The sequence below is a fragment of the Mycobacterium sp. NGS57 genome (assembly GCF_059812405.1).
The window spans coordinates 53,355-78,844 of the sequence record NZ_JCALCP010000014.1; the positions used below are offsets into that span (position 1 = coordinate 53,355).

Here is a 25,490-nt window from a genome sequence, read left to right on the forward strand (position 1 = left end):
GGGGCCATCGTAGGTGTGGCCGCGCAATCGGGCGCACGACCCGGGTCCCAATGCGTCCAGCAGGGCCTACACTTGCGCTGATGAGCAGTATTCCGGCCGGCGACGACGTCCTGGAACCCGACGAGCCAACCTACGAGCTGCCGCGGGTCGCCGAGCTGCTCGGCGTGCCGGTCAGCAAGGTGCAGCAGCAGTTGCGGGAGGGTCATCTGCTCGCGGTGCGCCGGGGCGGCGGGGTGGTGGTGCCGCAGGTGTTTTTCACCAATTCCGGTGAGGTGGTCAAGAGCCTGCCCGGGTTGCTGACGATCCTGCACGACGGCGGCTACCACGAAACTGAGATCGTGCGCTGGCTGTTCACCCCCGACCCGTCGCTGACGGTGACGCGCGACGGCACCCGCGATGCGATCAGCAACGCCCGTCCCGTCGACGCCCTGCATGCGCACCAGGCCCGCGAGGTCGTGCGGCGCGCGCAGGCTATGGCGTGCTGACGGCTGTAGATCCCGAGGGCTCGGCAGGCTCCGGCGTCCGGTACAGGGCGTAGCCGGCCGCCAGCGCGCAGGCGGCGGCCAGCGCGACGTGCAGCCATGAGTACATGCCGTGCGACCCATCGGGTTTGAAGATCACCATGACCCAGGTCGACAGGCCGGCGATGGCGGCTACCGCGCGCCGCGACTGGGCCAGCGGCGCCACCACCGCCAGCGGCCAGGAGTAGTACCACGGCAGGGCCGCGGGGACGAACAGCACCACGACGAACATCGACGCGGCGATCCCGGTCAGCGCGGCGCGGTCGTCGCGCCGGAACCGCCACCACAACAGCGGCAACGACACCGCGATGATCCCGATGCCGACGAGCCGCATCACCCGCAGCGTGGCATAGAAGTTGACGGCAAACAGCCCGCTGCCCAGCGCGTGAATCAGGTTGGCGACCGCGGTCGGCACGGTCAGCCAGTTGATGATTTTCACCGAGCCGGCCAATGCGGTCAGCCACCCCAGCCCGACACCGGCGACCGCGGACAACGCCACGAACACGATCGCGAAGATCACCAGGGTCACCGCGGTGGCCGCCAGGAACGCGGGCACGGGCCGATACCCGCGGCGCTCGCGCAGATGTCGCGCCCAGACCCACACCAGAAAGGGCAGCGAGATCCCGGCGGTCGCCTTGACCGCGATCGCCACCGTGATCGCGACGACGCCCAGGACGTGGCGGCCGGAGAAGGTGAGCGCGATCCCGGCGGCCATCAGGCCCACCATCAACATCTCGTTGTGCACCCCGCCCATCAGGTGGATGAGGACCAGCGGGTTGAGGACGCAGATCCACAGCGCCAGTGCGCCGTTGGTGCCCAGGTGGCGGGCCAGCCGGGGGGTGGCCCAGATCAGCAGCGCCAGCCCGGGCAGCATGCACAAGCGCAGCAGCATCGTCCCGGCGATCACGTGATTGCCGACGGCCATCGTGACCAGCTTCGCGATCAGGATGAACGCCGGTCCGTAGGGTGCGGTGGTGATGGTCCAAATGGGGCTCACGTTGTCCAGCAACGGGTTCGGATTGGCCACCGGCCCGACGGCGTAGGGGTCGAAGCCGTCGCGCAGCAGCGCGCCCTGCGCCAGATACGAGTAGGTGTCGCGGCTGAAGACCGGCACGGACAACAGCAGCGGCGCCAGCCAGAAGACCGTCGTCGCGCGCATGGTGAACTCGGTGGCGTCACCGGCCAGCGCGCGCCGGCCCAGGCCCGCCCACGCGATCAGCATCAGGCCCACGCCCGTCCACAACACGATCGACGACAGCACCAGCCCGTGGCCGAAGCGCAGCCACGACAGGTGCAGCGCCTCGAGCAGCGGATCATGCGGCTTGGTGCTGCCGGCCCCCAGCCCGCCGGCGGTGATCAGCACCGAGCCCGCAAAGCCCAGCCGTGCCGGCCCGGCCTCCGGCGCGGCGGAGAAGGCGGCGAGCCGCGAAAGGTACTGGGCCACGGGCCCTTTGGTGCGCCGCGAATCGGCGTGGTGCGTCAGGTCGGTCATCGGCTCACGCGGACCGGTTGGTGGCCAGCCCGGCCAGCTCGGTCAGTCCCGTTTTGGCCGCCGCGTCGATCGGCGCGGCCGCCAGGGTGGCCAGCGCCCGTTCGGTCAACGCGGCGATACGCCCCTCGACCGCGGCCAGCGCGCCCACCGACTCGATGACGCCACGCAGCTCGCCCACCTGCGCATCGGTCAGCTCCGCGCCGATCGACGTGCGTAACAGGTTGGCCGCCAACGGGTCTGACTTGTCGGCCAGCGCGAGTGCCTCGGCCAGCAGCACGGTGCGCTTGCCGGACCTGAGGTCGTCGCCGGAGGGTTTGCCGGTCACCGCCGGGTCCCCGAACACGCCGAGCACGTCGTCGCGCAGCTGAAACGCCACGCCCAGGTCGGTGCCGAGCTCGCCGAAGGCGGCCTGCACGTCGGGGCGGTCGGCGGCGGCGGCCACGCCGAGCTGCAGCGGCCGCGCCACGGTATAGCAGGCGGTCTTGAAGGTGTTGACGTTCATCGCCGACGCGATCGACTCGGCGGCGCCGGCCTCGGCGACGATGTCGAGGTATTGCCCGCCGAGCACCTCGGTGCGGATGTCGGCCCACACGGGTTGCACGCGCCGCAGGGCCTCGAGCGGCATGGACCGGCCGAAAACTCCGAGAACGATGTCGTCGGCCCACGCCAGCGCGAGATCGCCCAGCAGGATGGCCGCCGACATCCCGAACCGCTCCGGCGACCCGCGCCAACCCCGGTCGCGGTGCAGCGCGGCGAAACCGACGTGGGACGTGGGCTTGCCGCGGCGTGTGGACGACCCGTCGATCACGTCGTCGTGCACCAGCGCGCAGGCCTGCAGCAGCTCCAGCGCGGAAAACAGCAGCAACGCTTCGGGTTCGGGTTCGCCGTCCGCCACCGACCGCCACCCCCAGTAGGCGAACGCGGGCCGCAGCCGCTTGCCGCCGCCCAGCACGAAATCTTCGAGGGCGCCGACCAGCACGTCGTAGTCGGCGCCGATGCGGGCGGTCTGGGCGCGGCGGTCGTGCAGGTACCGCCGCAGTTGCTCGGTGATGGCGCTGGTCAACTCGACGGTGGCCGCTGCTGCTGTGGCTTTGAGGCTCAGCGCGGCGCCCCTTTCTGCTCGGCAGGTCTCTGGCCCGACAGTGTATGTCGCATCGGCCCGCAGTTGCTTCGACTACCTCACTATGCTGTCGGGGGTTGTCCGGCAAGCCGTCCGGTGGATTCGATGGGAAGGAGCCGCGTGACGCTCAACACCATCGCGCTCGAACTGGTGGCCCCCAATGTGGAAGACGGGCGGGAGCGCGCGCTAGAGGACGCGCGAAAAGTGGTGCGGTACTCGGCGGAATCCGGTCTCGACGGCCGCATCCGGCACGTGATGATTCCGGGGATGATCGCCGAGGACGACGACCGTCCCGTCGCGATGAAGCCGAAGCTGGACGTGCTGGACTTCTGGTCGATCATCAAGCCGGAGTTGCCGGGGTTGCGCGGCCTGTGCACGCAGGTGACCGCGTTCATGGACGAGGCGTCGCTGCGCCAGCGCCTCGCCGACCTGTGCGACGCCGGGATGGAGGGTGTGGTCTTCGTCGGCGTGCCGCGCACGATGAACGACGGCGAGGGCTCCGGCGTCGCACCGACCGACGCCCTGTCGATCTATCGCGAACAGGTGAGCAACCGCGGCGTGATCGTGATCCCCACCCGTGACGGCGAACACGGCCGGCTCGATTTCAAATGCAAACAGGGTGCGACCTACGGCATGACGCAGCTGCTGTATTCCGACGCGATCGTGGGCTTTTTATCCGACTTCGCCAAGGACACCGACCACCGGCCCGAAATCCTGCTGTCCTTCGGGTTCGTGCCGAAGGTCGAGAACCGCGTCGGCTTGATCAACTGGCTGATCCAGGACCCGGGCAACGCCGCGGTGGCCGGCGAGCAGGCGTTCGTCAAGCGCCTGGCCGGCGCCGAGCCGGACCAGAAGCGCCGGTTGATGGTCGACCTGTACAAGCGCGTGATCGACGGCGTCGGCGAGCTCGGCTTCCCGCTGAGCGTCCATTTCGAGGCCACGTACGGGGTTTCCGGCCCCGCGTTCCAGACCTTCGCGGAGATGCTGGCCTACTGGTCGCCCGCCTAGCGGCGATCGCAAGCGCGGCTAAGCCGCGCGCGGCGGGTCGCCGCCATCGGGTTCAGCCGGGCGGATGGTCGCGCGGCCCGGTGAGCCGCGGGGAGCGGTCGCGCCCGGCCCAGGCCAGCACCGCCACCACCCCGGCCGCCGCGAACGACGCGATGCCCAGCCACACACCCGCGCCGGTGAAGTTGCGGGTATTGGGGTCGGTATAGCGGGCGTTGGCCGTCATGGTGCTCACCACGCCCGGTTTGAGCTTCCACGACACCACGTCCGGTTCGACGCGGTCGCCGTTTGTGGAGGTCACCACGCCGGGGAAGGCGACCGTCAGCTCGACGTCGGCGTCGGAGTCGGTCACCGACGTCAGGTCCGCGCGGCCCTCGAGGATCACCAGGTTGCCGTTGCGGCGCAGCGACAAGTTCACGCCCTGGGCGTCGGAGTTCATGTTCGCCAGTTGCGGCAACTCGGCGAAGGTCAGATCGGAGAACACCGCCTGCGAGCCCACATAGCCGTCGCTGTCGTACGTCGACACCGCCACCTTCTGGCTGAACGGCAGGTTGTTGCTCTCGAGCTGGGGTCCGGTGTCTTTGGATGTCCTCGGCTTGGCCGCGGCGATGATCTCGCCGGACACCAGGTCGTCGGGCGAGATGGTGAGCGACGCCCGCACCCGCAGGCAGCCGCTGGCCAGCGGCACGATCAGCAGCAGCATCGCGATGGCCAGCACGCGGCGGCGCCGGGGGGTGAACGACGCTTTCTGGTGGGCCCGGACCGGGGGAGCGCTGGCGTGCACGACGTCATCGTGCCAGATCCGGCGTGCACCGCCAGAGGGCGCGCACCGCTAAAGGGGCAGTGCGCGCCCCAGGACCGCGAACGCGCGTGGGTCCCCGGCGAAGTGGTGGCGCCGGATGATGTCGGTGAACCCCAGCCTGCGGTACAGGCGCCACGCGCGGTTGGGCTCACCGTTGGTTTCCGGGGTGGAGAGCAGGACGTTCTCCTCGGCGCGCCCGGCGAGTAGGCGCCGGGCCAGCGCCTCGCCGAGTCCGCGGCCCTGCGCGCGGGGGTGAATGTGCAGCTCGGTCAGCTCGAAGTAGCTGTTCGTCAGCCGCGCGATCTCCTGGGGCGGCAGCCCGCCGCGCTGCATGCCCAAGACCACCTGCTGCTGCCACCACTGTCCCGGCGCGCCCGGGTAGCCATAGGCCACGCCCAGCAGCGGCGCGCTGTTCAGTTGCGCGGCCGACGGTTGCTGGCCGGCTCCGGGTGCCTCGGGTGCTGCCGGTTCCTCCGCTTCCACGACGGCCACCCCCTGCCAGCCGCGTCTCCGGATGTGCTCCAGCCACATGCTCGCGCGCTGGTTCTCGGTGCCGCGGGGATACCGCATCGCTTCGACATACACCCCGAGGGCATCACCTAGACGGCGCTCCATGTCGGCCGGCGGCAAATCGATGAGGAATATCGCCAACGCGCGGTGTCCTCCTCATCCGGTGGCTTGATATTTCGGGTCGGCGCGTGCCGGTGTCGCCATTATCCGACGCTTCCCGGTCGGCGCGCCGGGCGGCCGCGGCCGGGGCTCAGTGTCCGCCGGTGGCGGCGCCGCACGGCAAGGGGGTTGCCGCGCACCGTCGTTGCGGGCGGTACGCGTGGGGCAATGGGGCCGGGATAGAATCGCTGCCGAACCAGTGGTACGGCGCAGGTCGACCTCGTATCATTTGGGTTAGTTGCCTTTACAAGGGGCATCCGCGTGCTATCGATAGTTACGTGCCAAACTGTCGGCAAGGAGGGACGAATGCCACTCTCCGATCATGAACAGCGGATGCTCGATCAGATCGAGAGCGCACTCTACGCCGAAGACCCCAAATTCGCGTCGAGCGTCCGTGGCGGAGGGTTGCGCGCGCCTACCGCGCGGCGGCGCCTGCAGGGCGCGGCATTGTTCGTCATCGGCCTGGCCATGCTGGTTTCCGGCGTTGCGTTCCGCGCCACCTGGGTCGGAACCATCCCGATTCTCAGCATCTTTGGCTTCATCGTGATGTTCGGCGGCGTCGTCTATGCGATCACCGGCCCGCGGTTGTCCGGCAGGCCGGACCGTTCGGGGTCCGCGCCCGGATCGGCGCGCCCACGCCGTAGCAAGGGCGGCTCGTTCACCAGCCGCATGGAGGACCGGTTCCGCCGACGGTTCGACGAGTAGGCGAGTAGCCGGGCAGAACGGGCCAGACGGGGTAGCCAAAGCGGCTGCCCCGTTTTCGCGTGCGGGTCATCGTCGCAGGCCGCGGGCGTGGGCCCGGCCGCGCCGGGCGGTCGAGGTCGAACCGATTCGCAATCGAGCCCAAATCGAGTCCGGGCGGCGCAGTCATGCCCCACCCGGCCCCACCAAGAGCCCCGCCGCGCCCCACTGGCCTCCTCGGCGCCTCTGACATGCGGATTTGCGACGCCCCGGTGCGGTGGGGCGCCAGTCCTGGCGGGCCGCGGACGGCCGCCGGATACTGCCCGGTGGTGGATAGCCCGCGAAACGCCGCTCCGACACCACAGCAATGGGGCAAAGTGGGGGATCGTGGGGTATGGTGGCTGAAGTGTTTGGGTGACCCATAGCGGGAGGTGAGCCGGTGTTTCTCGGCACCTACACGCCCAAACTCGACGACAAGGGGCGGCTGACGTTGCCCGCCAAGTTCCGCGACGCGTTGGCAGGGGGGTTGATGGTCACCAAGAGTCAAGACCACAGCCTGGCCGTCTACCCGCGGTCGGAATTCGAGCAGCTGGCGCGGCGCGCGAGCAAGACGTCGCGGAGTAACCCCGAGGCCCGGGCGTTCCTGCGCAACCTGGCCGCCGGCACCGACGAGCAGCATCCCGACGCCCAGGGGCGGATCACGTTGTCGGCCGACCACCGCCGGTACGCGAACCTGTCCAAGGATTGCGTGGTGATCGGCGCGGTCGATTACCTCGAGATCTGGGATGCGCAAGCCTGGCACGACTACCAGCAGTCCCATGAAGAGAACTTCTCCGCGGCCAGCGATGAAGCACTCGGCGACATTATCTGAGGCGCGTGCCCGTGCATCGTGGCCTCTGCCCGAACCGACCCTGGCGTACTTCCCCAACGCCAGGTTCGTGCCTTCGGACAGAGACCCGGGTGCAGGGGCCGCCCGCCAGGCCCGGGGAGGCGTTGCGGTGGTTGAGGATTCGAACGATTTCGGGCATGTGCCCGTACTGCTGCACCGCTGCGTCGAGCTGCTCACCCCCGCCCTGACGCGCTCGGCGCCCGACGGGTCGGGGGCCGTCCTCGTCGACGCGACGCTGGGCGCCGGTGGTCATGCGGAGCGGTTTCTGACCGGGCTGCCCGGGCTGCGGCTGATCGGGCTGGACCGCGATCCCAGCGCGCTGGACATCGCGCGCGACCGGCTGGCCCGGTTCGGCGACCGCGTCACCCTGGCCCACACCCGCTATGACGGCCTCGGCGCAGCCCTGGCCGAATCCGGCTGCCCGGCAAGCGAATCCGTCGACGCGGTGCTCTTCGACCTCGGCGTATCCTCGATGCAGCTGGACCGGGCCGAACGCGGCTTCGCGTATGCCCAGGACGCGCCGTTGGACATGCGGATGGACCCGTCGTCGCCGCTGACCGCCGCCGACATCGTCAACACCTACGACGCGGCGGACCTGGCCGACATCCTGCACCGCTACGGCGAGGAACGGTTCGCGCGCCGCATCGCCGCGCAGATCGTGCGCCAGCGCGCCCGCGCGCCGTTCACCTCGACCGCCGAGCTGGTGGCCCTGCTGTACCAAGCGATTCCGGCCTCCACAAGACGCACCGGCGGCCATCCCGCCAAGCGCACCTTCCAGGCGCTGCGGATCGCCGTCAACGACGAACTGGCCTCGCTGCGCGCCGCCCTGCCTGCCGCCCTGGGTGCGCTCGCCGGCGGCGGGCGCATAGTGGTGCTGGCCTACCAGTCGCTGGAGGACCGGATCGTCAAACGCGTTTTCGCCGACGCGGTTTCGTCGCGGACTCCGGTGGATCTTCCGGTGGAGCTTCCCGGCCACGAGCCGCTGTTCCGCTCGCTGACGCGCGGCGCCGAACGCGCCGATGCCGCCGAGATCGAACGCAACCCGCGCAGCGCCGCGGTGCGATTACGGGCATTGCAACGGCTGGCGCCAACGGTGAAACCAGAACGGGCGAGCGGGAAAGGCGACACATGAAGGTGAAGCGCGAGACCTCGAAACGCCGTGGCGGTGGCGACCGACACGACGGGCCGGCCCGCAAGGGCAGGCGCGCCCCGGCCGAATCCCGCCGTACCCGGCCGGTCTCGGCGAACACGCGCGAGAACCGGGTGCCGCGGTCGGGACCGCAAACCGGCCCGATCACCCGGCCCGTCGAGCGATCCGGCCGGCCCAAAAACGCCAGCCAGGCCAAGGCACGGGCGAAGGCGCGGAAGGCCAAGGCGCCCAAGGCTGTCCGCCCCCGGCTGTCCGAGCGGTTGGCCATTCGGCTGTCGTCGATCGACGTGCGCCCCTCCACGTTGGCGCGCAAGGTTCCGTTCGTCGTGTTGGTCATCGGTGCGCTCGGTCTCGGACTGGGGCTGACGCTGTGGCTGTCCACCGCCTCGGCCGAGCGGTCCTACCAATTGAGCCACGCCCGCGACAAGAACCGGATGCTGCTGCAGCAGAAGGAGGCGCTGGAACGCGATGTGCGCCAGGCCGAGTCCGCGCCGGCGCTGGCCGAGGCGGCCCGCAAGCAGGGCATGATCCCGACGCGGGATACCGCGCACCTGGTCCAGGACCCGTCCGGTAACTGGGTCGTTGTCGGCAGCCCGAAGCCGGCCGACGGCGTCCCGCCGCCACCGCTGAACACCAAAATCTCCGACGCGCCCCCGCCGGCCCCGCCGCCGCCGGTGCTTCCCCCGGAGGTCCCGGTCCGGGTGCAACCGGCGCCTGGCGCCCCGGCAATGCCGGCGCGGCCGGGACCCGAGGCGCTGCTGCGCGCCCCGGACGGCTCGTCGACCGTGGGAGGCCAGCACCTGCCTGCGCCCGCGGCCCCCACGGCGCCGCTGCCCGGGATGCCCGGCGGACCGGCCACCGGGCAGTTCCACGGCGCGCTGCCGACGCCGGGGCTGCCGGGGCCGGTGGCCGCGGCGCCACTCCCGGGGCCGGCCGAAGTCTCGATTCCCCTTGGCGGGCTGCCCATCCCGGCGCCGGCGCCCATGCCCGCACAGCTGCCCGCTGAGGTGCCGGTCCCGGTGTCGCCGGGGGTGGTGCCGCAGGTACCCCAGGCCGGAGTCCCGCTCGTTCCCGGGCCGGCCGTGCCGCCCACCGTTGCGACGCCGGGTGCTCCCCGATGAGCCGCGGCGAGGGCGGGCGGGCGCGCCGGTCGCAGGCGGCGCGACCCGCGCGCGGTCCCGGTAAACCGCAGGAGCCCAAGGACGTTCGGCAACCGAAGCGCGCCCGCAAGCCGAAGCAGGCCAATCAGACCCGCGCGGCCGAACGACCCGTCACCGTCGCGGCTGGTCACTCGGCGCGGCAGCGGCGCACCCGCCAGATCCTGGAAACCGGCACGCGGGGCGCGTCGTTCGTCTTCCGGCACCGGGCCGGCAACGCGGTCATCCTGGTGATGATCCTGGTGGCGGCCGCGCAGCTGTTCGTCCTGCAGGTGACCAGCGCGCCGAAGCTGCGCGCCCAGGCGGCCGGACAGCTCAAGGTCACCGACGTCGAGAAGGCGGTCCGGGGCAGCATCGTCGACCGCAACAACGAACAGCTTGCGTTCACCATCGAGTCGCGCGCGCTGACGTTCCAGCCCAAGCGGATTCGCCAGCAACTCGAAGAGGCGAGGAACAAGAACTCGGCCGCCCCCGATCCGCAGGAACGGCTGCGGGACATCGCCAAGGAGGTCTCCACCCGGCTGAACAACAAGCCGGACTTCGAGACCGTGCTGAAAAAGCTGCGCAGCAACGACAACTTCGTCTACCTGGCGCGCGCCGTCGACCCCGCCGTCGCCAGCGCGATCTCCGACAAGTTCCCGGAGGTGGGCTCCGAACGGCAGGATCTGCGCCAGTATCCGGGTGGGTCGCTGGCGGCCAACATCGTCGGTGGCATCGACTGGGACGGCCACGGTTTGCTGGGACTGGAGGACTCCCTGGACTCCGCGCTGTCGGGCACCGACGGCTCGGTCACCTATGACCGCGGCTCCGACGGCGTCGTCATCCCCGGCAGCTACCGCAACCGGCACCGGGCCGTCAACGGCTCCACCGTGCAGCTGACCATCGACGACGACATCCAGTTCTACGTCCAGCAGCAGGTCCAGCAGGCCAAGAATCTGTCTGGGGCGCACAACGTTTCGGCCGTCGTGCTCGACTCCAAGACCGGCGAAGTGCTGGCCATGGCGAACGACAACACGTTCGACCCGTCCCAGGACATCGGTCGCCAGGGCGACCGGCAACTGGGCAACCTGGCAGTGTCCTCGCCGTTCGAGCCGGGATCGGTGAACAAGGTGATCACCGCGTCGTCGGTGATCGAATACGGGCTGTCCGACCCCGACGAGGTGCTGCACGTCCCCGGCTCGATCCAGATGGGTGGCGTCTCCATCCACGACGCCTGGGATCACGGCGTCATGCCCTACACCACCACAGGGGTCTTCGGGAAGTCGTCGAACGTCGGCACCCTGATGCTGGCGCAGCGCGTCGGCCCGGAGCGCTTCTACGACATGGTGCGCAAGTTCGGCCTCGGCCAGCGCACCAACGTCGGGCTGCCCGGCGAGAGTGCCGGGCTGGTGCCCCCGATCGACCAGTGGTCGGGCAGCACCTTCTCGAACCTGCCGATCGGCCAAGGCCTTTCGATGACGCTGCTGCAGATGACCGACATGTACCAGACGATCGCCAACGACGGGATGCGGATACCGCCGCGGATCATCAAGGCCACCATCGCGCCCGACGGCACCCGCACCGAGGAGCCGCGCCCGGACGGGATCCGGGTGGTCTCGCCGCAGACCGCGCAGACGGTGCGGGGCATGCTGCGTGCGGTCGTGCAACGCGACCCGATGGGCTACCAGCAGGGCACCGGATCGGCGGCCGCGGTGGCCGGCTACCAGATGGCCGGCAAGACGGGCACCGCGCAGCAGATCAACCCCGGCTGCGGCTGCTACTTCGACGACGTCTACTGGATCACCTTCGCCGGCATGGCCACCGTCGACAATCCCCGCTACGTGATCGGCATCATGATGGACAACCCGCACCAGAATGCGGACGGCACACCCGGGCATTCGGCGGCGCCGCTGTTCCACAACATCGCCGGCTGGTTGATGCAGCGCGAGAACGTGCCGCTGTCACCGGATCCCGGCCCGCCGCTGACCCTGCAGGCCACCTAGACCGACGTCGGGTTCATTGCTGAGTGAGCAGTCGCAGATCGATTCCCTGGTAGTGCCGGAAATCCGCGTCCGTAGTCACCAACGCGAATCCGCCGGCGAACGCGAACGCGGCCAGGTAGGCGTCCATCCAGACCTTGGGCGACGCCGACGGGCGAAAGGCAAACGTTTTCCATTGCGCTTCAAGGCCGATGGGTTCCTGATCGGTCATCGCGATGCGATCGTCCGCCAGCAACGCGGCATAGAGCGACCATGCTTCGGCATTGCTCAACGGGTCGTTGCCATACGCACCGAGCACCACGCGGGCGGTCATTAGCCGAAGGAATGACTGCTGCGTGGCGCGGCAGAAGTGGACTGCCGCGGGCTCGTCGATCGTGTCCAGCCATGCGCGCGCAACGCGGTGGTGTACGTGTTTGGAAAGTGTCAGCGCCAGCCAGACGTTGGTGTCACAGAGCAGCGGCATCGTCGTGCTCGGATGTCCAGGCCGCTTCTTGGCCCAGCAGAGTCGCGGCGACCCGGGCCGGTGTCATCTCGCGGTCGGAGGGAGCCGGGTGTGCGCATCGAACGAGCGGGAGCTCGACCCGCCGGGTGGCCGAGGCCGTTGGCGCGCTGCCCGCCTGGGACAGGCCGCTCCTCAGCAGTTCGGCCACGACGTCCTTGATCTTGCGATCCTGCTGCGCCGCGCGGATCTTAATGGCGCGCATCAACTCGTCGGGCAGGTCGATGGTGGTTTTCACCTGCCCATCATACCAGCTTGCTGGTTATATGGGCGTCTCGCTCGCGGCGCTCTGCGACGGCCTGGGCGGTGCGGCCGCCCGCGCGCATGGGTCGACGCTGGTCACCTGCGACAGGTGCGCCGAGTCGACGTGTCGGGCGCTGGGCGTGACCTAGAGCTGCCGGCGCCAACCGGGGGTAGGCGCGCGCATGCGTCATTCTCTTGCCGCTTTCTCGGTAGGGTCATGGCCGATCATGGGGGACGGAGGTGTGGCTGAGGTGTCGACGGTGCTGCGACCGAGTGCCGTCGTCGACGCGCGGTTGCCGGAGCTGGCGGCCCGGATCGGCGCCGTGATGGCCGACGGCGTGACCGTTCCCGACCTGCCCGTCACCGGCGTGACGCTGCGCGCCCAGGACGTACGCCCCGGCGACCTGTTCGCCGCCCTGCCCGGCTCGACCACGCACGGCGCCCGCTACGCCGCCGACGCGATCGCCCGCGGTGCGCTCGCGGTGCTCACCGACGCCGCCGGGGTCGCCGAGATGGCCCCCCACCCTGCCCAAGTTCCCATCCTGATGCACCCGGCGCCGCGCTCGATCCTCGGCGGCCTGGCCGCCACCGTCTACGGCGACCCTTCCCAGAAGGTCGCGGTCATCGGGATCACCGGAACGTCGGGCAAGACCACCACCACGTACCTGGTCGAATCCGGCCTGCGCGCCGGCGGGCGCACCGCCGGGCTCATCGGCACCATCGGCATCCGCATCGACGGCGCCGACATCCCCAGCGCGCTGACCACACCCGAGGCCCCTGCCCTGCAGGCCATGCTCGCCGCGATGGCCGAACGCGGCGTGGACACCGTGGTGATGGAGGCCTCCAGCCACGCGCTGACCCTCGGCCGCGTCGACGGCACCGGATTCGCGGTGGGCGCCTTCACCAACCTGTCCCGCGACCACCTCGACTTTCACCCCACCATGGCCGACTACTTCGAGGCCAAGGCGGTGCTGTTCGACCCGGCATCGCCGCTGCGCGCGCGCACCGCGATCGTGTGCATCGACGACGACGCCGGGCGCGCGATGGCCGCCCGCGCCGGCGACGCGATCACCGTCAGCACGACGGGCCGCTCCGCCCACTGGCGCGCCACCGACGTGACGCCGCTGGGCGCCGGCAGCGAGTTCACCGCCACGGACCCCGCCGGCGTGCAGCACCGGGTCGGCATCCGGCTGCCCGGCCACTACAACGTCGCCAATTCGCTTGTCGCGCTGGCGGTTCTGGACGCGGTGGGGGTCTCGCCGGAGCGGGCGGCGCCGGGGCTGCTGCACACCCGCGTGCCGGGTCGCCTGGAAGAGATCGACCGCGGCCAGGACTTTCTGGCGCTGGTCGACTATGCCCACAAGCCGGGCGCGCTGCGGGCGGTGCTGGCCGCTCTGGCGCGGCCGGAGCGGCGGCTGGCGGTGGTGTTCGGCGCGGGCGGCGACCGCGACCCCGGCAAGCGCTCGCCGATGGGCGAGATCGCTGCCGAGCTGGCCGACCTGGTCGTCGTCACCGACGACAACCCGCGCGGCGAGGACCCCGCGGCGATCCGCCGCGAGATCCTGGCCGGCGCAACCGGCGGCAAGGCCGAGCTGGTCGAGATCGCCGACCGCCGGGCGGCGATCGACCACGCGGTGGCCTGGGCCGGCACCGGCGACGTCGTCCTGGTCGCGGGCAAGGGCCACGAGACCGGGCAACAAAGCGGCGCCGAAGTCCGCCCGTTCGACGACCGGGTGGAGCTGGCCCGCGCGCTGGAGGCGCGCCGGTGATCGAGCTGACCGTCGCCCGGATCGCCGAGATCGTCGGCGGCACACTCGCCGACATCGCCCCGGAGGTCGCCGCGGAACTCCGCGTCACCGGGTCCGTCGAGTTCGATTCGCGCGCCATCGGCCCGGGCGGGCTGTTTCTCGCCCTGCCGGGAGCGCGCTCCGACGGCCATGACCACGCGGCCGCGGCGGTGGCCGCCGGCGCCGTCGCCGTGCTGGCCGCCCGGCCGGTCGGGGTGCCCGCCATCGTCGTCGCACCGCGACCGGGCCCGACCGGGGGTCCGCTGGCCGGGGTGCTCGAACACGACGCCGACGGCTCCGGGGCCGCCGTCCTGGCCGCGCTGGCCGGCCTGGCCAGGGCGGTGGCCGCCGAGCTGGTCGCGGGCGGGCTGACCATCGTCGGGATCACCGGCTCGTCGGGAAAGACCTCCACCAAGGACCTGGTGGCCGCGGTGCTCGAGCCGCTGGGCGAGGTCGTGGCACCGCCCGGGTCGTTCAACAACGAGCTGGGCCACCCCTGGACGGTGCTGCGGGCGACGCCCGGCACCGACTACCTCGTGCTGGAGATGTCGGCGCGCCATCCCGGCAACATCGCCGCGCTGGCCGAGATCGCGCCGCCGTCGATCGGGGTGGTCCTCAACGTCGGGACCGCCCACTTGGGCGAGTTCGGCTCGCGGGATGCGATCGCACGCACCAAAGCCGAACTGCCCCAAGCGGTTCCGTCGTCGGGCGTGGTCATCCTCAACGCCGACGATCCCACCGTGGCCGCGATGGCCGACGTCACCGCGGCCCGCGTGCTAAGGGTCAGCCGCGCTGCGCGTACCGAATCGGGTCCCAGCGACCTATGGGCCGAGGGAGTGTCGCTGGACGAATTCGCCCGGCCGCGCTTTACCCTGCACGCGATGGACGTGCGCGGTGCCCGGGAAGTCGAAGTGCGGCTCGGCGTGTTCGGCGACCATCAGGTCAGCAACGCGCTGTGCGCCGCCGCGGTCGCGCTGGAGTGCGGCGCCGGCGTCGAGCAGGTGGCCGCCGCGCTGGCCGGGGCGGGCCCGGTGTCGCGGCATCGCATGCAGGTGACCACGCGCCCCGACGGCGTCACGGTGATCGACGACGCCTACAACGCCAACCCCGACTCGATGCGGGCCGGGCTGCAGGCGCTGGCCTGGATCGCCCACGGCGCCACCGAAAAGCGGCGCAGCTGGGCGGTGCTCGGCGAAATGGCCGAACTCGGTGACGACGCGATTGCCGAGCATGATCGCATCGGCCGCCTCGCGGTGCGCTTAGATGTGTCTCGACTCGTTGTCGTCGGAAGCGGGAGGTCGATGAGCGCCATGCACGGGGGCGCGGTCTTGGAGGGGGCATGGGGCTCGTGGGGCGCGTCCGGTGAGCGCGGATCCGTGAGCGTGCCCGACGGCGACGCCGCCCTGGCCCTGCTGCGGGCCGAGCTGCGGCCCGGCGACGTGGTCCTGGTCAAGGCCTCCAACGCCGCGGGCCTCGGGGCGCTCGCCGACGCGCTCGCCACGGACGCCGGGGCGCGCCCGTGAGACAGATCCTCATCGCGGTCGCCGTCGCGCTGACCGTGTCGATCCTGCTGACCCCGGCGCTGATCAAGCTGTTCACCAGGCAGGGCTTCGGCCACCACATCCGCGAGGACGGCCCGCCGACGCACCACGCCAAGCGCGGCACCCCGTCGATGGGCGGCGTGGCGATCCTGGCCGGCATCTGGGCCGGCTATCTCGGCACCCACCTGGCGGGGCTGGCCTTCCACGGCGAGGGCATCTCCGCCTCGGGCCTGCTAGTGCTGGGGCTCGCCACCGTGCTGGGCGGCGTCGGCTTCGTCGACGACCTCATAAAGATCCGCCGGTCGCGCAACCTCGGGCTGAACAAGACCGCGAAGACCGTCGGCCAGCTCGTCGCCGCGGTCCTGTTCGGGGTGCTGGTCCTGGGCTTCCGCAACGCCGACGGCCTGACCCCGGCCAGCGCGAACCTGTCCTACGTGCGCGAAATCGCCACCGTCACACTGGCTCCCGCGCTGTTCGTGCTGTTCTGCGTGGTCATCGTCAGCGGCTGGTCGAACGCGGTGAACTTCACCGACGGCCTGGACGGGCTGGCCGCCGGCGCCATGGCGATGGTCACCGCCGCCTACGTGCTGATCACCTTCTGGCAGTACCGCAACGCGTGCGTCACCGCGCCCGGGCTGGGCTGCTACAACGTGCGCGACCCGCTGGACCTGGCGCTCATCGCGGCCGCAACCGCGGGCGCCTGCATCGGTTTTTTGTGGTGGAACGCCGCGCCGGCGAAGATCTTCATGGGCGACACCGGCTCGCTCGCGCTGGGCGGAATCATCGCGGGCCTGTCGGTGACCAGCCGCACCGAATTCCTCGCCGTCGTGCTGGGCGCGCTGTTCGTCGCGGAGGTCAGTTCCGTGGTGGCGCAGATCCTCGCCTTTCGCACCACGGGGCGCCGGGTGTTCCGGATGGCGCCGTTCCACCACCATTTCGAGTTGGCCGGCTGGGCCGAGACGACGGTGATCATTCGCTTCTGGCTGCTCACCGCGATCAGCTGCGGCCTGGGCGTCGCCCTGTTCTACGGTGAGTGGCTGGCCGCGATCGGTGCCTGACGTGCTCGACCCCCTCGCCCCCGGCGCGCCGGTGCTGGTGGCCGGCGGCCGGGTCACCGGCCGCGCGGTGCAGGCCGCGCTGACCCGCTTCGGCGCGACGCCGACGGTCTGCGACGACGACCCGGAAATGCTGCGCCCGTACGCCGAGCGCGGGATCGCGACGACGGAGCCCGCCGCCGCGGCCGAGCGGATCGCCGATTACGCGTTGGTGGTCACCAGCCCCGGCTTCTCGCCGGCCACACCCCTGCTGGCCGCCGCGGCGGGGGCGGCCGTGCCCATCTGGGGCGACGTGGAATTGGCCTGGCGCCTGGACGCCGCGGGCCACTACGGGCCGCCGCGGCGCTGGCTGGTGGTCACCGGGACCAACGGCAAGACCACGACGACGTCGATGCTGCACGCCATGCTGGTCGCCGCCGGTCACGACGCGGTGTTGTGCGGCAACATCGGGAGCCCCGTGCTGGACGTCCTGGACCGGCCCGCCGACCTGCTGGCCGTCGAGCTGTCCAGCTTCCAGCTGCACTGGGCGCCCTCGCTGCGGCCCGAGGCCGGCGCGGTCCTCAACATCGCCGAGGACCACCTGGACTGGCACGTCACGATGGCCGCGTACACCGCGGCCAAGGCCCGGGTGCTGGACGGCCGGGTGGCCGTGGCCGGGCTCGACGACGCCCGGGCCGCCGCGTTGCTGGACACCGCGGCCGCGCCGGTCAAGGTCGGCTTCCGGCTCGGCGAGCCCTCCGCCGGCGAGCTCGGCGTGCGCGGCGGTCAACTCGTCGACCGCGCCTTTGTCACCGATCCAGGCGACGACCTGGCGCTGCTGCCGGCCGACTCGATCCCGGTGCCGGGCCCGGTCGGGGTGCTCGACGCTCTGGCGGCGGCGGCCCTGGCCCGCAGCGTCGGCGTGCCCCCGGCCGCGATCGAGGCGGCCATCTCGTCGTTCCGGGTGGGTCGGCACCGGGCCGAGGTCGTGGCCGTCGCCGACGGGATCACCTACGTCGACGACTCCAAGGCCACCAACCCGCACGCCGCCGAGGCGTCGGTGCGGGCCTATCCGCGCGTGGTCTGGGTGGCCGGCGGTTTGCTGAAGGGCGCGTCCGTGGACGCCGAGGTCGCCAGGATCGCGTCGCACCTGGTCGGCGCCGTGCTCATCGGCCGAGATCGCGCCGAGGTTGCCGAGGCGTTATCGCGACACGCGCCGGATGTCCCCGTCGTCCAGGTTGTGACAGGCGAGGATGCTGATATGGATGCGACTGCTGTGGTTTCTGATGCCTCTGTTGTTCAAGTGACGGAAGTGAGACCTAAGGGCGGGGACCTCGGCGCTCGCGTCATGACCGTGGCCGTCGGCGCGGCCCGCGACCTCGCCAAGCCGGGCGACACGGTGCTGCTGGCCCCGGCCGGCGCGTCGTTTGACCAGTTCGCGGGGTATGCCGCCCGCGGCGACGCCTTCGCGGCCGCCGTCCGCGCGGCGATCCGGTAGGCGGGCGTGGGTATCGGGCTGAACCGGCTCCCCGGGCGAGGCAAGCGGAGCAAGGGCGAGGCGGCGCAGCCGGACGCCTCGAGCGCCGAGACGCCGACCGACGCGATCGAAACCGCCGAACCCGCCGAGGCCCCGGCGGGCGTGAAAGCCAGATTCACCGGTCTGCCGGGCGGACTGCGCGTCCGGTTCGGCGCCTGGCTGGGCCGGCCGATGACGTCGTTTCACCTGATCGTCGCCGTCGCCGGCCTGCTGACGACGCTGGGGCTGATCATGGTGCTGTCCGCCTCGGGCGTGCGCTCCTACGGCGCCGACGGGTCGGCATGGGTGATCTTCGGCAAGCAGGTCCTGTGGACGGTCGTCGGGCTGGTCGGCGCCTACCTGGCGATGCGCGTGTCGGTGGGGTTCATCCGGCGCGTCGCGTTCACCGGCTACCTGGTCACGATCATCCTGCTGGTGCTCGTGCTGGTTCCCGGGATCGGCAACCTGGCCAACGGCTCGCGCAAGTGGTTCGTGGTCGCGGGCTTGTCGATGCAGCCCTCCGAGCTCGCGAAGATCGCGTTCGCCATCTGGGGCGCGCACCTGCTGGCCGGCCGGCGCCTGGAGCGGGCCTCGCTGCGCGAGATGCTGATCCCGCTGGTGCCGGCCGCCGTCATCGCGCTGGCGCTGATCGTGGCCCAGCCCGACCTCGGGCAGACGGTGTCGCTGGGCATCATCCTGTTGGCCCTGCTGTGGTACGCCGGGTTGCCGCTGCGCGTCTTCGTCACCTCGCTGCTGGCCGTCTTCATGGCCGGCGCGATCCTGGCGATGTCGGCGGGCTATCGATCCGAGCGGGTGCGGTCCTGGATCAATCCCGAGAATGACCCGCAGGACACCGGCTACCAGGCCCGGCAGGCGAAGTTCGCGCTGGCCCACGGCGGGATCTTCGGCGACGGCCTGGGCCAGGGCGTGGCGAAGTGGAACTACCTGCCCAACGCGCACAACGACTTCATCTTCGCGATCATCGGCGAGGAGCTGGGCTTCATCGGCGCGTTCGGGTTGCTGGCGCTTTTCGGGCTGTTCGCCTACACCGGGATGCGGATCGCGCGCCGCTCGGCCGACCCGTTCCTGCGGCTGCTGACCGCCACCACGACCATGTGGATCCTGGGTCAGGCGTTCATCAACATCGGCTACGTGATCGGCGTGCTGCCGGTCACCGGCATTCAGCTGCCGCTCATATCGGCCGGTGGGACATCCACGGCCGCAACGCTTTTCATGATCGGCATGATGGCCAACGCGGCCCGCCACGAACCTGAGGCGGTGGCGGCGCTGCGCGCCGGACGCGACGACAAGATGAACCGGCTGTTGCGGCTGCCGCGGCCCCGCCCGTACGTGCCGAGCCGGGTCGAGTCCTTCCGCGACCGCAAGCGGGAAGACCCGCGCGCGGCACGCAAGGCGCCCAAGCCAGCGGCGCCCAAGGCCTCGCGAAAGGCCTCGCGAAAGGCCTCGCGAAACGAGGAAGCCCCGCCACGGGTGGCGACCGGCCGAAAGGCCGCCCGGTCTGGCGCCACGGCGCGCGCGCGGGGAGGGCATCATGGATCTGGCCAGCGGTATGCCGGTCAGCGCCCGAACCGGCGGGCTCGCACATTGGAAGGTCAGCGTTACGGGTGAACGGCACGATCAATCAGCCGGCCGGCGGGCTGGGGGCAAGCCCCTCGCCCGCCGGTGCCGCATCATCGGCCGATGCGGGCCTGTCGGTGGTCCTCGCCGGCGGCGGCACCGCCGGCCATGTGGAGCCCGCGATGGCGGTCGCCGACGCGCTGTCGGCGCTGGATCCTCGGGTCCGCATCACCGCGCTGGGCACCGCGCGCGGGCTCGAGACCAGGCTGGTGCCCCAGCGCGGCTATCGCCTCGAGCTGATCACGCCGGTGCCGTTGCCCCGCAAGCCCAGTGGTGATCTGGCCCGGCTGCCGCCGCGGGTATGGCGCGCTGTCCGCGAGGCCCGCGCGGTGCTCGACGCCGTCGGGGCCGACGTGGTGATCGGCTTCGGCGGGTATGTGGCCGTGCCGGCCTACCTGGCCGCGCGCGGTCTGCGCAGGCGGCGCCGCATCCCGGTGGTGATCCATGAGGCCAACGCCCGCGCCGGGCTGGCCAACCGGGTCGGCGCCCGCAGCGCCGAGCGGGTGCTCTCGGCAGTCGCCGACTGCGGGTTGCCGCGCGCCGAGGTGGTCGGGGTGCCGGTCCGGGAGGCGATCACCGCACTGGACCGCGCGGCGTTGCGCGCCGAGGCGCGCCGGCATTTCGGCTTCGCCGACGACGCCCGGGTGCTGCTGGTGTTCGGCGGTTCGCAGGGCGCGGTGTCGCTGAACCGGGCCGTGTCCGGGGCTGCCGCCGGCCTGGCCGCGGCGGGGGTGGCGGTGCTGCACGCGCACGGCCCGAAGAACACCCTGGACCTGCGCGAGCCCGCGCCGGGCGATCCGCCGTACGTGGCGGTGCCCTACCTCGACCGGATGGACCTCGCCTACGCCGCGGCCGACCTGGCGATCTGCCGGTCCGGGGCGATGACGGTTGCCGAAGTCTCGGCCGTCGGCCTGCCGGCCATCTACGTACCGCTACCAATCGGCAACGGCGAGCAGCGGCTCAACGCGCTGCCGGTGGTCGACGCCGGGGGCGGCATGATCGTCGCCGACGCCGCCCTGACGCCCGAGTTGGTCGCCCGCGAGGTGGCCGGCCTGCTCACCGACGCACCGCGGCTGGCGGCGATGACGGCCGCCGCCGCGCGGGTGGGACACCCGGACGCCGCGCGCCGGGTGGCCCAGGCGGCGCTGGACATCGCCCGGCTCGCGGCGGGGCGCGGGGGCACCCCGTGACCGTCGAGCAGCTGCCCCCTGAGTTACAAAGGGTCCACATGGTGGGCATCGGGGGAGCCGGGATGTCGGGCATCGCGCGCATCCTGCTCGACCGCGGCGGGCTGGTGTCCGGCTCCGACGCCAAGGAGTCGCGCGGCGTCCACGCGCTGCGGGCCCGCGGCGCGCTGATCCGCATCGGCCACGACGCCTCGTCGCTCGACCAGCTGCCCGGCGGCGTCACCGCCGTCGTCACCACCCACGCCGCCATCCCGAAGACCAATCCCGAGCTCGTCGAGGCGCGCCGTCGCGGCATCCCCGTGGTCCTGCGGCCGGCCGTGCTGGCCAAGCTGATGGCCGGGCGCACCACGCTGATGGTCACCGGCACGCACGGCAAGACGACCACGACGTCGATGCTGATCGTGGCCCTGCAGCACTGCGGGCGGGACCCGTCGTTCGCAGTCGGCGGGGAACTCGGCGAGGCCGGCACCAACGCGCACCACGGCAGCGGCGACTGCTTCGTCGCCGAGGCCGACGAGAGCGACGGCTCGCTGCTGGAGTACACGCCCAACGTCGCGGTGGTCACCAACATCGAGACCGACCACCTGGACTTCTACGGCAGCGCCGAGGCCTACGTCGAGGTGTTCGACGCGTTCGTGGAACGGCTCGCCCCAGGTGGGGCGCTCGTCGTGTGCACCGACGACCCGGGTGCGGCCGCGCTGGCCGAGCGCAGCGCCGAGTTGGGCATCCGGGTGCTGTGCTACGGGTCCGCACCGGACCGGGGCCACGCCGCGAGCCTGTTGTCGTGGGACCAGCAGGGCACCGAGGCGGTCGCGCACATCCAACTGTCCGGCGAGGAACACCCGCGCGTGATGCGGCTGTCGGTGCCCGGCCGGCACATGGCGCTCAACGCGCTGGGCGCGCTGCTGGCCGCGATCGAGATCGGCGCGCCCGCCGACGACGTGCTCGACGGGCTGGCCGGGTTCGAGGGCGTGCGCCGCCGCTTCGAGCTGGTCGGCACCTCGGGAACCGGGCCGGCTCCGAATTCAGTAATCCGGGTCTTCGACGACTACGCCCATCACCCCACCGAGATCGCGGCCACGCTGGCCGCGGTGCGCACGGTCCTCGAGCAGAGCGGCGGCGGGCGTTGCATCGCGGTGTTTCAGCCCCACTTGTATTCGCGTACAAAGGCTTTCGCGGCCGAGTTCGGTCGCGCGCTGGACGCGGCCGACGAGGTGTTCGTCCTCGACGTCTACGGCGCCCGCGAGCAACCGCTCACCGGGGTGAGCGGGGCCATCGTCGCCGAGCACGTCACCGTGCCGGTGCGCTACCTGCCGGACTTCTCCGCGGTCACCGAGGAGGTCGCCGCGGCCGCCGGCCCCGGCGACGTCGTCGTGACGATGGGCGCCGGCGACGTGACCGTGCTGGGTCCGGAGATCGTGACGGCGTTGCGGGCGCGGGCCAACCGCGGGACGCCGGGGCGCCCGGGGGTGGCGCAATGACCGAGCCGAACCCCGGCCCGGGCGACCCCGAGGGCTCAGACGCCGAGGCCGCCGACAGCGTGATCACCGAACCGCTCGAGACGGGTGCCCCAAAAGAGCCCGCAGAGCAGGGCGACTTCGAGGGGCCGCGCCGGCGCGCGCGCCGGGAACGGGCCGAGCGCCGCGCCGCGCAGGCGCGCGCCCGGGCCATCGAGGAGGCCCGCCGCGAGGCCAAGCGCGAGGCCAGCGGACGCCTGGTCAACCAGCCCAAGCGCCCCGCGCGCGGCGTCGTGCGGGGCCTCAAGATGCTGCTGGTCAGCGTGCTGGTGGCCATCGTCGGGGTGGGGTTGGGCCTCGTCCTCTATTTCACGCCCGCGATGTCGGCACGCAGCATCGTCGTCACCGGAACCGGGTCGGTGACGCGCGAGGAGGTGCTCGAGGCCGCGCGGGTGCGGCCCGGGACGCCGCTGCTGCAGATCAACACCAACCAGGTCGCCGAACGCGTGGCGGCGATCCGGCGGGTGGCCAGCGCCCGGGTGCAACGCCAGTACCCGTCGGCGCTGCGCATCACGATCGTCGAGCGAATCCCGTTGGTGGTCAAGGACTTTCCCGACGGGCCACACCTGTTCGACCGCGACGGCGTCGACTTCGCCACCGCGCCGCCGCCACCGGCGCTGCCCTACATCGACGTCGCCGATCCCGGGCCCACCGACCCGGCGACCAGGGCCGCGCTGCAGGTGCTGACCGCGCTGCGCCCCGAGGTCTCGAGCCAGGTGGCCCGGATCGCCGCCCCGTCGGTCGCCTCGATCACCCTCACCCTCACCGACGGGCGGGTGGTGATCTGGGGGACCACCGACCGCACCGAGGAGAAGGCCGAAAAGCTGGCCGCGCTGCTGACGCAGCCGGGCAAGACCTACGACGTGTCCAGCCCCGACCTGCCGACAGTCAAGTAGCCGTCCCCTCGTGGACGAGCCGGCGCGACATCCGACGCGAAAAAATTTGCGCACCGCGCGTCGGCGCGCCTGCCGGATTAGGGCCCGCGGTGCCCCTACCGTTCTGGTTGCGCGGAACTACTTGACATAACTCTAACTCTATGGTTGAGGTTGAGGGTTTGCAGGGAATGCTCAAGGGGCCGCCGACGTGAGCCGACCCACCAGGGAGGAAGACGAATGATGACCCCCCCGCACAACTACCTCGCCGTCATCAAGGTCGTAGGTATCGGTGGCGGCGGCGTCAATGCCGTCAACAGGATGATCGAACAGGGCCTCAAGGGCGTGGAGTTCATCGCCATCAACACCGACGCGCAGGCGCTGCTGATGAGCGACGCCGACGTCAAGCTCGACGTCGGCCGCGACTCCACCCGCGGGCTGGGCGCCGGCGCCGACCCCGAGGTCGGGCGGCGGGCCGCCGAGGACGCCAAGGACGAGATCGAGGAGCTGTTGCGCGGCGCCGACATGGTGTTCGTCACCGCCGGCGAGGGCGGCGGGACCGGCACCGGCGGGGCGCCCGTCGTCGCCAGCATCGCGCGCAAGCTGGGCGCGCTGACCGTCGGCGTCGTCACCCGGCCGTTCTCGTTCGAGGGCAAGCGCCGCGGCAATCAGGCCGAAAGCGGCATCTCCGCGCTGCGGGAGAGCTGCGACACCCTCATTGTCATCCCCAACGACCGGCTGCTGCAGATGGGCGACGCGGCGGTGTCGCTGATGGACGCGTTCCGCAGCGCCGACGAGGTGCTGCTCAACGGCGTGCAGGGCATCACCGACCTGATCACCACCCCGGGCCTGATCAACGTCGACTTCGCCGACGTCAAGGGCATCATGTCCGGCGCCGGCACCGCCCTGATGGGCATCGGTTCGGCCCGCGGCGAGGGCCGCTCGCTCAAGGCCGCCGAGATCGCGATCAACTCGCCGCTGCTGGAAGCTTCGATGGAGGGCGCGCAGGGAGTGCTGATGTCGATCGCGGGCGGCAGCGACCTGGGCCTGTTCGAGATCAACGAGGCGGCGTCGCTGGTGCAGGACGCCGCCCACCAGGACGCCAACATCATCTTCGGCACCGTCATCGACGACTCGCTGGGCGACGAGGTGCGCGTCACCGTGATCGCGGCGGGCTTCGAGGCCGCCGGACCCGGCCGCAAGCCGGTCGTCGGCGGCGCCGGGGACAAGACCGGCGCGCACCGGATCGAGTCGGCGAAGGCCGGCAAGCTCTCCTCGACGTTGTTCGAGCCCGTCGACGCCGTCAGTGTGCCGGTGCACACCAACGGTTCGACGCTCAACATCGGCGGCGACGACGACGACGTCGACGTGCCGCCGTTCATGCGCCGCTAAGGGTCTCAATTTGCTTGCCAGTGCGCGACAAACCGGCCGCGCCCGGACGTCGCTGCCGCCTGGCCCACAACGGAATCCGGATACTGGCCCTGTGAGCCTTCGCATCCGGCGGGTGACCACCACCCGCGCGGGCGGCGTGTCCAAACCGCCGTTCGACACCTTCAACCTCGGCGACCACGTCGGCGACGACCCGGCGGCGGTGGCCGCCAACCGCACCCGGCTGACCAAAGCGCTTGGCCTGGGCGACGAGCACGTGGTGTGGATGAACCAGGTCCACGGTGATCGGGTCGAGGTGGTCGGGGAACCGCGGAAGTCCGCGGTAGACCAGACCGACGCGCTGGTGACCACCGCGCCGCGACTGGCGCTGGCGGTGGTGACGGCCGACTGCGTGCCGGTGTTGCTGGCCGACGCGCGGGCCGGCGTCGTCGCGGCGGTGCACGCCGGTCGCGTCGGCGCCCAGCGCGGCGTGGTGGCCCGCGCGCTGGAGGCGATGTTCGCGCTCGGCGCGCAGGCCGACGACGTCTCGGCGCTGCTGGGGCCCGCGGTCAGCGGACGCAACTATGAGGTGCCCGCCGCGATGGCCGACGAGGTCGAGGCGGCGTTGCCGGGCAGCCGCACCACCACGGCGGCCGGCACCCCGGGGCTCGACCTTCGCGCCGGAATCGCTTGCCAGCTCCGCGATTTGGGCGTCACGGCGATCGATGTCGATTCGCGTTGCACGGTGGCCGACCCGGCCCTGTTCAGTCACCGCCGCGCCGCGCCCACGGGCCGGCTGGCCTCGCTGATCTGGATGGAGTGA

Annotated in this window: 24 protein-coding genes; 18 read left to right on the forward strand and 6 right to left on the reverse strand. The window is 71.5% G+C overall.

The genetic code is table 11. The features are described from left to right. Window positions 1–80 precede the first annotated feature (80 nt). Window positions 81–485, forward strand: a complete 405-nt coding sequence (locus tag AC5Y43_RS22535) for an Rv2175c family DNA-binding protein (protein ID WP_499976160.1) — start codon at window positions 81–83, stop codon at window positions 483–485. Here the strand turns inward: AC5Y43_RS22535 and AC5Y43_RS22540 are convergent. Together AC5Y43_RS22540 and idsA2 are read right to left on the reverse strand one after the other, a co-directional pair. After that, entirely contained in the window at window positions 472–2,013 is a 1,542-nt protein-coding gene (locus AC5Y43_RS22540; protein WP_499976162.1) for an alpha-(1->6)-mannopyranosyltransferase A, read from the reverse strand. The two genes, AC5Y43_RS22535 and AC5Y43_RS22540, sit on opposite strands and share 14 nt — an antisense overlap. A 4-nt stretch (window positions 2,014–2,017) precedes the next feature. Then, entirely contained in the window at window positions 2,018–3,076 is a 1,059-nt protein-coding gene (gene idsA2, locus AC5Y43_RS22545; protein WP_499976163.1) for a bifunctional (2E,6E)-farnesyl/geranyl diphosphate synthase, read from the reverse strand. 177 nt (window positions 3,077–3,253) lie between these two features. Here idsA2 and AC5Y43_RS22550 point away from each other — a divergent pair, with 177 nt between their 5' ends. After that, window positions 3,254–4,141: a mycobacterial-type methylenetetrahydrofolate reductase gene (locus AC5Y43_RS22550; RefSeq protein WP_499976164.1), complete on the forward strand. Its 888-nt coding sequence runs from the start codon at window positions 3,254–3,256 to the stop codon at window positions 4,139–4,141. A 52-nt stretch (window positions 4,142–4,193) separates the two neighbouring features. Here AC5Y43_RS22550 and lppM read toward each other — a convergent pair whose 3' ends face one another. Both lppM and AC5Y43_RS22560 read right to left on the reverse strand, forming a co-directional pair. Continuing rightward, a complete protein-coding gene (lppM, locus tag AC5Y43_RS22555; RefSeq protein WP_499976236.1) occupies window positions 4,194–4,841 on the reverse strand; it encodes a lipoprotein LppM in 648 nt (215 codons plus the stop codon). Between the two features lie 129 nt (window positions 4,842–4,970). Then, a complete protein-coding gene (locus AC5Y43_RS22560) occupies window positions 4,971–5,591 on the reverse strand; it encodes a GNAT family N-acetyltransferase (RefSeq protein ID WP_499976165.1) in 621 nt (206 codons plus the stop codon). 324 nt (window positions 5,592–5,915) lie between these two features. Between AC5Y43_RS22560 and AC5Y43_RS22565 the strand changes: the two genes are divergently transcribed. The 5 genes from AC5Y43_RS22565 (at window position 5,916) to AC5Y43_RS22585 (ending at window position 11,468) form a co-directional block, all read left to right on the forward strand. Then, the gene (locus AC5Y43_RS22565; protein ID WP_499976167.1) at window positions 5,916–6,314 is read left to right on the forward strand and encodes an SCO2097 family morphological protein; all 399 of its coding nucleotides are present in this window, start codon (window positions 5,916–5,918) and stop codon (window positions 6,312–6,314) included. Between the two features lie 415 nt (window positions 6,315–6,729). Continuing rightward, window positions 6,730–7,161, forward strand: a complete 432-nt coding sequence (gene mraZ / locus AC5Y43_RS22570) for a division/cell wall cluster transcriptional repressor MraZ (RefSeq protein ID WP_499976169.1) — start codon at window positions 6,730–6,732, stop codon at window positions 7,159–7,161. After that, window positions 7,136–8,311: a 16S rRNA (cytosine(1402)-N(4))-methyltransferase RsmH gene (gene rsmH / locus AC5Y43_RS22575; protein WP_499976238.1), complete on the forward strand. Its 1,176-nt coding sequence runs from the start codon at window positions 7,136–7,138 to the stop codon at window positions 8,309–8,311. The genes mraZ and rsmH overlap by 26 nt, the downstream gene beginning before the upstream one ends. Next, complete coding sequence (gene ftsL, locus AC5Y43_RS22580) at window positions 8,308–9,450, forward strand: cell division protein FtsL (RefSeq protein ID WP_499976171.1); 1,143 nt, start codon at window positions 8,308–8,310, stop codon at window positions 9,448–9,450. The genes rsmH and ftsL overlap by 4 nt, the downstream gene beginning before the upstream one ends. After that, window positions 9,447–11,468 (forward strand): peptidoglycan D,D-transpeptidase FtsI family protein, encoded by a 2,022-nt coding sequence (locus AC5Y43_RS22585; RefSeq protein WP_499976173.1) that lies wholly within the window; start codon window positions 9,447–9,449, stop codon window positions 11,466–11,468. The genes ftsL and AC5Y43_RS22585 overlap by 4 nt, the downstream gene beginning before the upstream one ends. Window positions 11,469–11,481: 13 nt before the next feature. On the opposite strand, the gene AC5Y43_RS22590 is transcribed toward AC5Y43_RS22585, so the two are convergent. Continuing rightward, complete coding sequence (locus tag AC5Y43_RS22590; protein ID WP_499976175.1) at window positions 11,482–11,928, reverse strand: TA system VapC family ribonuclease toxin; 447 nt, start codon at window positions 11,926–11,928, stop codon at window positions 11,482–11,484. After that, window positions 11,912–12,202, reverse strand: coding sequence for an antitoxin (locus AC5Y43_RS22595; RefSeq protein WP_499976177.1), 291 nt, complete (start codon window positions 12,200–12,202; stop codon window positions 11,912–11,914). Before AC5Y43_RS22595 ends, AC5Y43_RS22590 begins: the two co-directional genes overlap by 17 nt. 28 nt (window positions 12,203–12,230) lie before the next feature. Between AC5Y43_RS22595 and AC5Y43_RS22600 the strand changes: the two genes are divergently transcribed. The 11 genes from AC5Y43_RS22600 (at window position 12,231) to pgeF (ending at window position 25,490) form a co-directional block, all read left to right on the forward strand. Next, window positions 12,231–12,356: a hypothetical protein gene (locus AC5Y43_RS22600; RefSeq protein WP_499976179.1), complete on the forward strand. Its 126-nt coding sequence runs from the start codon at window positions 12,231–12,233 to the stop codon at window positions 12,354–12,356. A 78-nt stretch (window positions 12,357–12,434) separates the two neighbouring features. Next, entirely contained in the window at window positions 12,435–13,976 is a 1,542-nt protein-coding gene (locus AC5Y43_RS22605) for a UDP-N-acetylmuramoyl-L-alanyl-D-glutamate--2,6-diaminopimelate ligase (RefSeq protein WP_499976182.1), read from the forward strand. After that, window positions 13,973–15,517 carry a UDP-N-acetylmuramoyl-tripeptide--D-alanyl-D-alanine ligase gene (locus tag AC5Y43_RS22610; protein WP_499976184.1) on the forward strand — a complete coding sequence of 515 codons (1,545 nt, stop codon included), beginning with the start codon at window positions 13,973–13,975 and terminating at the stop codon, window positions 15,515–15,517. Before AC5Y43_RS22605 ends, AC5Y43_RS22610 begins: the two co-directional genes overlap by 4 nt. After that, complete coding sequence (gene mraY / locus AC5Y43_RS22615; RefSeq protein WP_499976185.1) at window positions 15,514–16,593, forward strand: phospho-N-acetylmuramoyl-pentapeptide-transferase; 1,080 nt, start codon at window positions 15,514–15,516, stop codon at window positions 16,591–16,593. The genes AC5Y43_RS22610 and mraY overlap by 4 nt, the downstream gene beginning before the upstream one ends. A 1-nt stretch (window position 16,594) precedes the next feature. Then, window positions 16,595–18,067 (forward strand): UDP-N-acetylmuramoyl-L-alanine--D-glutamate ligase, encoded by a 1,473-nt coding sequence (murD, locus tag AC5Y43_RS22620; protein ID WP_499976187.1) that lies wholly within the window; start codon window positions 16,595–16,597, stop codon window positions 18,065–18,067. A 105-nt stretch (window positions 18,068–18,172) separates the two neighbouring features. Beyond that, window positions 18,173–19,714 (forward strand): putative lipid II flippase FtsW, encoded by a 1,542-nt coding sequence (ftsW, locus tag AC5Y43_RS22625; RefSeq protein WP_499976239.1) that lies wholly within the window; start codon window positions 18,173–18,175, stop codon window positions 19,712–19,714. Then, complete coding sequence (gene murG / locus AC5Y43_RS22630; protein WP_499976189.1) at window positions 19,711–20,913, forward strand: undecaprenyldiphospho-muramoylpentapeptide beta-N-acetylglucosaminyltransferase; 1,203 nt, start codon at window positions 19,711–19,713, stop codon at window positions 20,911–20,913. Before ftsW ends, murG begins: the two co-directional genes overlap by 4 nt. Continuing rightward, window positions 20,910–22,391, forward strand: a complete 1,482-nt coding sequence (gene murC, locus AC5Y43_RS22635; protein ID WP_499976191.1) for a UDP-N-acetylmuramate--L-alanine ligase — start codon at window positions 20,910–20,912, stop codon at window positions 22,389–22,391. Before murG ends, murC begins: the two co-directional genes overlap by 4 nt. Further along, window positions 22,388–23,323 (forward strand): cell division protein FtsQ/DivIB, encoded by a 936-nt coding sequence (locus AC5Y43_RS22640; protein ID WP_499976193.1) that lies wholly within the window; start codon window positions 22,388–22,390, stop codon window positions 23,321–23,323. The genes murC and AC5Y43_RS22640 overlap by 4 nt, the downstream gene beginning before the upstream one ends. Before the next feature lie 219 nt (window positions 23,324–23,542). Further along, the gene (gene ftsZ / locus AC5Y43_RS22645; RefSeq protein ID WP_499976241.1) at window positions 23,543–24,691 is read left to right on the forward strand and encodes a cell division protein FtsZ; all 1,149 of its coding nucleotides are present in this window, start codon (window positions 23,543–23,545) and stop codon (window positions 24,689–24,691) included. 91 nt (window positions 24,692–24,782) lie between these two features. Next, entirely contained in the window at window positions 24,783–25,490 is a 708-nt protein-coding gene (gene pgeF, locus AC5Y43_RS22650; protein ID WP_499976195.1) for a peptidoglycan editing factor PgeF, read from the forward strand.

Bases quoted from the DNA above. Each gene is read 5' to 3' on its own strand.
- AC5Y43_RS22535 (WP_499976160.1), top strand. From the start codon at position 81: ATGAGCAGTATTCCGGCCGGCGACGACGTCCTGGAACCCGACGAGCCA.
- AC5Y43_RS22540 (WP_499976162.1), bottom strand. From the start codon at position 2,013: ATGACCGACCTGACGCACCACGCCGATTCGCGGCGCACCAAAGGGCCC.
- lppM (WP_499976236.1), bottom strand. From the start codon at position 4,841: ATGCTGCTGCTGATCGTGCCGCTGGCCAGCGGCTGCCTGCGGGTGCGG.
- AC5Y43_RS22565 (WP_499976167.1), top strand. From the start codon at position 5,916: ATGCCACTCTCCGATCATGAACAGCGGATGCTCGATCAGATCGAGAGC.
- rsmH (WP_499976238.1), top strand. From the start codon at position 7,136: ATGAAGCACTCGGCGACATTATCTGAGGCGCGTGCCCGTGCATCGTGG.
- ftsL (WP_499976171.1), top strand. From the start codon at position 8,308: ATGAAGGTGAAGCGCGAGACCTCGAAACGCCGTGGCGGTGGCGACCGA.
- AC5Y43_RS22585 (WP_499976173.1), top strand. From the start codon at position 9,447: ATGAGCCGCGGCGAGGGCGGGCGGGCGCGCCGGTCGCAGGCGGCGCGA.
- AC5Y43_RS22590 (WP_499976175.1), bottom strand. From the start codon at position 11,928: ATGCCGCTGCTCTGTGACACCAACGTCTGGCTGGCGCTGACACTTTCC.
- AC5Y43_RS22600 (WP_499976179.1), top strand. From the start codon at position 12,231: ATGGGCGTCTCGCTCGCGGCGCTCTGCGACGGCCTGGGCGGTGCGGCC.
- AC5Y43_RS22605 (WP_499976182.1), top strand. From the start codon at position 12,435: ATGGGGGACGGAGGTGTGGCTGAGGTGTCGACGGTGCTGCGACCGAGT.
- AC5Y43_RS22640 (WP_499976193.1), top strand. From the start codon at position 22,388: ATGACCGAGCCGAACCCCGGCCCGGGCGACCCCGAGGGCTCAGACGCC.
- ftsZ (WP_499976241.1), top strand. From the start codon at position 23,543: ATGACCCCCCCGCACAACTACCTCGCCGTCATCAAGGTCGTAGGTATC.